The following is an 8,471-nucleotide window of genomic DNA, read 5'->3' as shown; positions in this document are numbered from 1 at the left end:
GGCCTCGATCAGGCAGGCGAACTGGCCCTGATTCAGGAGCTGGCCGACGAAGGCAACGACACGCTGCTGATCACCTACGCATCGACCCTGCAGACCAATGTCGTCGACCTGAATCTGAGCAACTTGCGCAACGTCGAGAACGCCACCCTGCTGGGCAGCGGTAACTTCCGTTTGAACGGCAACGCCCTGAACAACACCCTGATCGGCAACGCCGACAGTAACTACATCGACGGTGGCGCCGGTGCGGACTTCATGGCGGGCGGCGCCGGCAATGACATCTACATCGTCGACAATATCGGTGACGTGGTCAGCGAAACCAGCACCCTGGCGAGCGAAATCGACACGGTACAAGCCTCGATCAGTTACACCCTGGGCAACAACGTTGAAAACCTCACCCTCACCGGCACCGACAATCTCAATGGCACCGGCAATGCCCTGAACAACACCTTGATCGGCAACAGCGGCGACAACGTTCTCGACGGTGGTACCGGCGCAGACATCATGATCGGCGGCGCGGGCAACGACACCTACATCGTCGACAATGCCGGCGACGTGGTCAGCGAAACCAGTACAGTAGTCGGTGAAATCGACACCGTTCGCTCTTCGGTCAACTTCATCCTGGGTGCCAACCTCGAAAACCTCACCCTCACCGGCACTGGCGACATCTTTGCCTTGGGCAACTCCCAGGACAACGTGCTGATCGGCAACGACGGCAACAACCAGCTGTCCGGCGCCGGCGGCCTCGACACCATGATCGGCGGCAAAGGCAACGACACCTACGGTCTCGATCAGGCCGGTGAACTGGCCCTGATTCAGGAACTGGCCAACGAAGGTAACGACACCCTGTTGATCACCTACGCCGCCACACCACAATCGAGCCTTGTCGATCTGAGCATCAGTAACCTGGTGAATGTCGAAAACGCCACGTTGCTGGGCAGCGGCAACTTCACGCTGACCGGCAACAGCCTGAACAACACCCTGATCGGCAACGCCGACAACAACATTATCGACGGCGGTGCCGGCGCGGACTTCATGGCCGGTGGCGCCGGCAACGACACCTACATCGTCGACAATGCCGGCGACGTGGTCAGCGAAACCAGCACCGTAGCCGGTGAAATCGACACCGTTCGCTCTTCGGTCAACTTCATCCTGGGGGCCAACCTCGAAAACCTCACCCTCACCGGCACTGGCGACGTCTTTGCCTTGGGCAACTCGCAGGACAACGTGCTGATCGGCAACGACGGCAACAACCAGCTGTCCGGCGCCGGCGGCCTCGACACCATGATCGGCGGCAAGGGCAATGACACCTATGGCCTCGATCAGTCCGGTGAACTGGCCCTGATTCAGGAACTGGCCAACGAAGGTAACGACACCCTGTTGATCACCTACGCCGCCACACCGCAATCGAGCCTTGTCGATCTGAGCATCAGTAACCTGGTGAATGTCGAAAACGCTACGTTGCTGGGCAGCGGCAACTTCACGCTGACCGGCAACAGCCTGAACAACACCCTGATCGGCAACGCCGACAACAACGTCCTCAATGGTGGAGCCGGGACGGACACGCTCACCGGTGGTGCAGGTGCGGACACGTTTGTCTTCGGTGGCGTCAACGAAATGGGTACCGGCAGCAACCGCGATGTCATTACCGACTTCAACAGTGCGCAAGGCGACAAGATCGACCTGACGAAGTTCGACGCCAACCTGCTGACCGCAGGCTTCAACGGCTTCACCTTCATCGGTGCGGGCGACTTCACCGGCGCCGGCCAACTGCGTTTCGTCGACCACGTGCTTTCGGGCAACGTCAGCGGCAACGCCGGTGCGGACTTCGAAATCCAGCTGGTGGGTGTAAACAGCTTCAGCGCCACCGATCTGGTGGCCTGATACAACCCGACACCCGACCTGTTTTCACAGGTCGGACGCCAACAAAAACGCCCCGATGATTCGGGGCGTTTTTGTTGGCGTCGATCAAGCCAAAGACCTAGCTCAGAACCCCGAGTTCCTTGGCCCTCGCCACTGCTTGTGTGCGCCGCTCAACCCCCAGTTTGCTGTTGATATGACTGGCGTGGGTTTTCACGGTATGCAGCGAAATGAACAGTTGTTCGCTGATTTCCTGATTCGAGCATCCTTGGGCAATCAGACGCAGGACTGCCAGTTCGCGACTGCTCAACTGTTCAGTGATCGGAGAATCCTGCACCGCGCGCAACGCTGGCGGCGGGAAGTGCTCCAGCAGTTGCTGACCGACAAGCCCCGGTGCGTTCAGCGACAATTGCCCGCGCAACCAATCGGCGTGGTCTTTGACCAGGCACTCGAATGGCTGCAACACCCCGCCACTGGCTGCTTCCATTGCCTGTGCCAACGCTTTGCGGGCCTCGGGTTCGCGATTGTTCACCAGCAGCAGCGCCACCTTCTGCGTCAACGCCATCACACTCAACAACTGGCGCCCGGTCTGCTGGCCGTTTTCCAACAGTACATTCAACCGGCCTTCGGCCAGCATCGGTTGCCCCTGAATGACATCCAGCAGCGCCTGCTGCAATTCGACATGCAACGGCAACTGCGGGTGAAACTCCGGTGGTGCCGCGGCGCGTTCGCCGGTGTAGGTCTGCCCCAGACGCGCGAGCCAGGCCTCGGCCAGGTCAATCCGCCCCTGCGCCAGCCACAGCTCGCATTTGACCAGCGTGATCATCGCCAGGTAGTAGATCGGCGGGACATCCCAGATGTGCATCAGACGCTCGGCTTCGGCCAGTTCGGCAAAAGCCCGGGCGTAATCACCGCGGCTGCCGTCGAGCCGGGCAATCACACAGTGACCAATCAACACGCTGATATCACGACAGGCGCGCGCTTCACTCAGGCCGGCCTGCAATCGCACTCGCGCCGCGTCGGACTGCAAGCGCATGGCCAACAGAAACCCCTCATACAGCGTCAATCGCGCACGCACGGCATACAAACGCTGCGCCGACAATCCGCGCAGACGCTCGAGGCCCTGATGCACTTCATCGAGCGAGCGCACTATCTCCCCCCGCGCCTGCAATACCCGGGCACGGTCGTAGTGGGCCAGCGCTTCGAACAGTGGATTGCCGACCCGCTGCGCCAGCTCCAGGGATTCGCGGTTCAAGCCCCGGGCGCGCCACAGATCGCCGTCGGCAATCGCCAGGTTGGACAAAGTCGACAAACACATCAGGCGCTGGCCGTAGCGTTTGGCCGGCAGGCTTTCCAGCGCTTCGCTGCAATACTCGATGGTCTGCTCGCGATGCCCTCGGCCACGGGCGATGATGCCCTTGAGCGCCAGCCATTGGGCAAGCATGGATTTCTGTGCGGTGGCCGACGGCGCCGGTAGAAACCGGCTCAGGTGACTGGCGAGCTCTTCGGCCGCGTCGAGCTGACACGCCAGCCCCAGCGCCCAGCTGTACAACACGATCAGGCGTGGCGTGCTGATCAGCAGACTGTCAGGCAAGTCCATCTTCCAGCGCAGCAACATGCCGACGTTCTGCTCGGCGAGCAGTTGTTCCTCGGACAGGTTCTGGACCAGATTCGCCGCCACGTCCAGATGCCCTGCCCGCAACGCCTGCTCCACGGCCTCATCCAGCAGGCCCTGGGCATTGAACCAGCGACAGGCGCGCAGGTGCAGTGTTGCCGCGGGGACGATCGCCCGGGCGATCGGCCTGCTGCGCAACAGATCGGAAAACAGATGGTGATAGCGATACCAGTGCCCGTGCTCATCCAGCGGCACCAGAAACACCTGATGCGCCAGCAGGAAGCGCAGAATCTCGGCACTGTCGTGGGATTCGCGCACCGCGTCGCATAACTCGCTGCAAAAGCGTTCCTGCGGTGCGGTGTCGTAGAGAAACGCCTGCACCTCGGCCGGCAGGCAGTCGATGACTTCTTCCAGCAGGTAATCACGGATCAGCCCTTCCCCGCTGTTCAAGGCCTGCGGCAACGCTGCGTCACTCCCGGCCTCGGACACCGCCAGCAACCAGAAGCGCAGCCCGGCCACCCAGCCTTCGCTGCGCTGGATCAGGTTTTCCAGGGCCTCGCCGCGCAGTGAACTGCTGTGCCGATCGAGCAACGCCAGGGCTTCGTCGTGGGTCAGGCGCAGATCCTGTTCATGCAGTTCCAGCAACTGTCGCGACAGGCGCAGACGGGCGAGATGCCAGTCCGGCCGCTGACGGCTGGTGACCATGACCAGCAGGCCATCGGGCAAATGATTGAGGAAAAATTGCAGGCAACGGTCGAGTACCGGCCCTTGGGCGAGGTGGTAATCGTCCAGCACCAGCAACAGGGGCGAGGTCGGTTGCAGGTGCAGGGCCAGCTCATCGAGCAGGCCGTCGAGCCATTCTTCAAAGGCGAACGGCTGATGACGCTGACGCATTTTCAACAGGCCGAGTGCGCGGCTGCCGAGTTCCGGGAAGTAGTCCTGCAAGCCTTCGAGCAAGCGCTCGAGAAAGCGCCCCGGGTCACTGTCCCGGGCGCTCAGTCCCAGCCACAGGCTTTGCCAATGGCCCGGCAGGCTTTGACAGAACTCCACGGCCAGCGAGCTTTTGCCGAACCCGGCCGGGGCGCAGACCAGCAACAGACGTCCACCGAGCCCGGCTTGCAGGCGCTCGCAGAGGCGGGGTCGCAGTACGTATCCGTCAGGCAGCGGAGGACGGAAAAAACGTCCGTCCAATGCCGCGACGGCAACGCTTGCGGGACCCGGAAGTGGGGACAGATCAGTCATGGCCGGCTCTTGTTTGAATGGCTGTTGGCGGCGTAGCAGATGTCCGCAGACTAGCCTTAAACGGCGTACATATGAAGTTGTTGCTACAAATGGCTACAAAATCACGACGCAAAAAAAACGCCCCGAACCAGTCGGGGCGTTTTTTCGAGGATGCGGCCTCGGGTTACAGCTTAGCGGATACCGTCCTGGCCCAGGTTGCCTGGCTGGAATTCGCTTTTACTGGCAGAGAAGCCGAAGTCATACGCTGATTTCTCTTCGTTCTTCATGCCCAGTGCCAGATAGCGACCCGATTGCAGGTCATACAGGGTTTCCAGCGCGTACCACGGCACTTGCTTGTCGTAGTAGTCCTCGGCATGGGCCTCGGCGACGCGCCACAGCTGACCGCGACCGTCGTAATGGTCGATGACGGCTGCCTGCCAGGTATCCTCGTCGATGAAGAAGTCACGTTTGGCGTAGATGTGACGCTGACCCGGTTTCAAGGTTGCCACCACATGCCAGACGCGACGCAGTTCGTAACGAGCCAGGTCCTGATTGATGTGGCCGGCCTTGATGATGTCGGTGTACTTCAGAGTTGGCGAATCGATCTTGTAGCTGTTGTTGGCAATGTACATCTCTTTCTTGCCTTCAAGCTTCCAGTCATAACGATCCGGTGCACCGTTGTACATGTCCAGGTTGTCGGAGGTACGCAAACCGTCCGCCGCCGTGCCCGGACCGTCATAGGACACTTGTGGCGCCTGACGTACGCGACGCTGGCCGGTTGCATAAACCCAGGCCTTGCGCGGCTCCTTCACCTGGTCGAGGGTCTCGTGCACCAGCAGCACGGTACCTGCCAGACGAGCCGGCGCTGTCACTTTCTGCTTGAAGTAGAACAGCACGTTGCCCGGGTTGGCCGGATCGTAATCCTTCATCTTGTCGCGGAACACGAACTGGTCCTGGAAATACACCAGGCTGAACGAGCCGTTGGTCTGCGGCGTCGCCTGGGTCACCAGACGGGTCACGCTGCCACCGCGATAGCGAGTGATGTGGTTCCAGATGACTTCCAGACCGTCTTTCGGGATCGGGAACGGTACGGCAGTCTGGAAGTTTTCCAGACCGTTGCCACCGGCCACCAGCGTGGTGGTCGTGGCGTTTTTCCTGATGGCGGCGAACACGTCATCCGGCACGGTGGCACCGCGATGGGACGGGTAAACCGGCATCTTGAACGTGTCCGGGTAACGCTTGAACATCGCGTACTGGCCCGGCGCAAGCTTGTCCTTGTACTGGTCGACGTTCTGCGCGGTGATGGTGAACAGCGGTTTTTCACTGGCGTACGGATCGGACAGGAAGCCTTTGCTGTCGACGGTGCCGGCATTTTTCGCCAGCGGTTTCCAGGCCGGGATCGAACCGTCGGCGTTGCCCGCCATCTCGGCACCCATCGGGGTCAGGCTCTTGCCCAATTTGTCGGCCTCGGCGGCAGGGACCGCCGCCATCACGCTGGTCGCCAGCAGCGAAAGCCCCAGAACACCGGCGTGGAACAGACTCTTTGTTATTTTCATATGGTTGTTCGTCCTGAAAAAAACTGTGCTTAGAAGTTCACGCCAACACTGAGGGCAACGAAGTCGCGATCATCCACCGTGCTGTATTCGCCACCAAAGAAGTTGGTGTAGGCCAGGCTTGCGGTGTAAGTGTTCTGGTATTCGGCATCAAGCCCGAGGCTGATGGCCTTGCGGCCTTCCTCGAAGTTGCCGCCAGGGCCTGGGGAGTAACCCTTGACGTCGTGGGACCAGGCCACGTTCGGCTTCAGGTTCACGCCGGCGAACACGTCGCTGTAATCCCAGATGGCACGAGCGCGATAGCCCCAGGAAGTGGCGGTGGTGAAGCCGTTGTTGTCGCAATTGCTGGAGCGGTTGCTGGTCGAAGCGCCAGGGCCGGCACCGTTGATGGTCGAGGTGTTGAGGATCTGCGAGCAGGTATCCAGGCCGCCGGTCGCCGGCAGCTCACCCGGACCGAAGACCGGATCGCGGCCATAACGGGCCTCGGACTTGCTCTCGAGCCCGCCGACGTGAGTCACACCGACTTCACCCACCAGGGTCAGACGGTTGGCGCCCATCACCTGATCGAAGAAGTGCGTCAGGGTGGTCTGGAGCTGAGTGATTTCCTTGCGGTTGTAACCGTGCAGATCCTGGCCCGGAACACCATTGAGGATCGAGGCGTTGGTCAGCGCGCCGCCCAGCGGACGCACACCGGCGAACAGGATGTCGGTGGAGTTCAGTTGCACCGGCGCGTTCGGCCGGTAGCTGATCTCACCACTCCACGCCGTGCCGGTAGGCAGGGTGGTGGAGAAACTCAGACCGTAGAGACGAATGTCCTCTGGATACTCGATGAAATACTCGGAGTTACCCGCTACCACCAGAGGGCCCAATGCCTGGAACGGGCCCGGGAGCGCCTTGACGCCGTTATAGATCGACTGTGGCGCACCGGTTGCGCTGAAGATCGGCGCACGGCTGTGATAGTTCATGAAGTAGGCACCGAACTCGGTGGCCAGCGGATCGAACATGTACTTGGCGGACACGCCCCACTGCCCGCTGTCCCGCGCATTGCGGTTCGGGGAGCGACGCACCAGCACGCCTTCTTCGTTGACGTCGACATTGGCGGCTGCCAGCGGGCCGAGGGCAACACCCGGAATGGTCGAGCGCTTGTTCAGCACGCGCAGGTTGTCATCGCAACCGGTGGTGACGATGTCAGGCTGAGAGAAGAACGTGCCGCAGTTGTCGGTCACGGTCTTCTGCCAGTCGATCTGGTAGAAACCTTCGGCCGACAGGTTTTCGGTGATGCTCTGGGACAGGTAGAACATGTTGACCGGGATCAGGCCTTCCTTGATCTCGGCGCCCGGACGGCGGAAGGCGGAAACGTCGATCGGGTTGATCGAGTTGATGCCGCCACCGATGAAGGTACTTTCACCCCAGTTCACCACCTGCTTGCCCAGACGCACCGAACCCGGCTCATCGGCGATGGAGTAGTTGTGGTAAACGAAGGCATCGAGGATCTGGCCACCCGAAGAGCGGGCTGCCACGTCGCGGTTATGGTTGCTGACGTCCTTGTATTCCAGATCCTGGTTCTGCAGCGCGAAGTCGTACCAGTATTTGCCCCGGACGAAGACACCGGTGTCGCCATATTTCAATTCGAGGTCGTGGATGCCCTTGAAGATCTTCGAGAAGGCTTGCCCGCTCTTGAAGTTCAAGTGACCGTCGTCGGAGGTCTGGGACAGGCCCCGGCCGCCGTTGTTGACACCAATAAGATCCTTGTTCGGCTGCTGGGTCGAAATACTCATGCCCAGGGAGAGCGAGGAGTCGAACTGGCCTTCGATTTCACCGACGTTGAAGCTGACGCCGAATGCGGGCCCGGCGAGCGTGGAGGCAAGACTGACCGCCAGAGGCAGTTTCGCCCGGCGCCAGAACTGGTTTACTGAGGTCATCGACGCTACTCCATGTGCATTATTGTTATGGCAGTGAGTACTTTTAAAAACGCCTGAAGGACCGGGCGCCAGAGGCCTCCCGAAATCACTTCAATGTTGCATTGCCCCGTTCTTAAAAATCCTTGAGCGGACTATAGCCAGCAGGTGGTACTGCTTGATCCCTCTAAAGTGTGATTTGCAGCTGCCGGCCACTCTGGAACAGTCCTTTCGCCAGTCCGACACATGTCGGCACGGCAAGGATGGCTGAAAATTCGGATTTAACAAGCCAAGCGCTTGCTTGGTGGGTCTGGCGCGCCGTTTTCG

General features: G+C 60.7%; 3 protein-coding genes and 1 pseudogene. 1 reads left to right on the top strand and 3 read right to left on the bottom strand.

Features of this window, described 5'->3' with window-relative positions; genetic code table 11:
• A pseudogene (locus tag AC1RME_RS28500) lies at window positions 1-1,881 on the top strand (calcium-binding protein); the annotation flags it as partial.
• A gap of 97 nt (window positions 1,882-1,978) precedes the next feature.
• On the opposite strand, the gene AC1RME_RS28495 reads toward AC1RME_RS28500, so the two are convergent.
• From AC1RME_RS28495 to AC1RME_RS28485, 3 genes are all read right to left on the bottom strand, one after another.
• Window positions 1,979-4,714, bottom strand: coding sequence for a winged helix-turn-helix domain-containing protein (locus AC1RME_RS28495; RefSeq protein ID WP_096822788.1), 2,736 nt, complete (start codon window positions 4,712-4,714; stop codon window positions 1,979-1,981).
• A gap of 170 nt (window positions 4,715-4,884) precedes the next feature.
• Window positions 4,885-6,249, bottom strand: coding sequence for a DUF1329 domain-containing protein (locus AC1RME_RS28490; protein WP_096822787.1), 1,365 nt, complete (start codon window positions 6,247-6,249; stop codon window positions 4,885-4,887).
• 29 nt (window positions 6,250-6,278) lie between these two features.
• Window positions 6,279-8,168, bottom strand: a complete 1,890-nt coding sequence (locus AC1RME_RS28485) for a DUF1302 domain-containing protein (RefSeq protein ID WP_096822786.1) — start codon at window positions 8,166-8,168, stop codon at window positions 6,279-6,281.
• Window positions 8,169-8,471 lie beyond the last annotated feature (303 nt).

The sequence above is a fragment of the Pseudomonas sp. GW822-FHT03F08 genome (assembly GCF_058801265.1).
The sequence above is the reverse complement of the archived record's forward strand: the minus strand, read 5'-3'. Positions and strand labels throughout refer to the sequence as shown.

What these genes read in the sequence shown, in the direction of transcription:
- AC1RME_RS28495 (WP_096822788.1), bottom strand. Translation starts at nt 4,714, where the DNA reads ATGACTGATCTGTCCCCACTTCCGGGTCCCGCAAGCGTTGCCGTCGCG.
- AC1RME_RS28485 (WP_096822786.1), bottom strand. Translation starts at nt 8,168, where the DNA reads ATGACCTCAGTAAACCAGTTCTGGCGCCGGGCGAAACTGCCTCTGGCG.
- AC1RME_RS28490 (WP_096822787.1), bottom strand. Translation starts at nt 6,249, where the DNA reads ATGAAAATAACAAAGAGTCTGTTCCACGCCGGTGTTCTGGGGCTTTCG.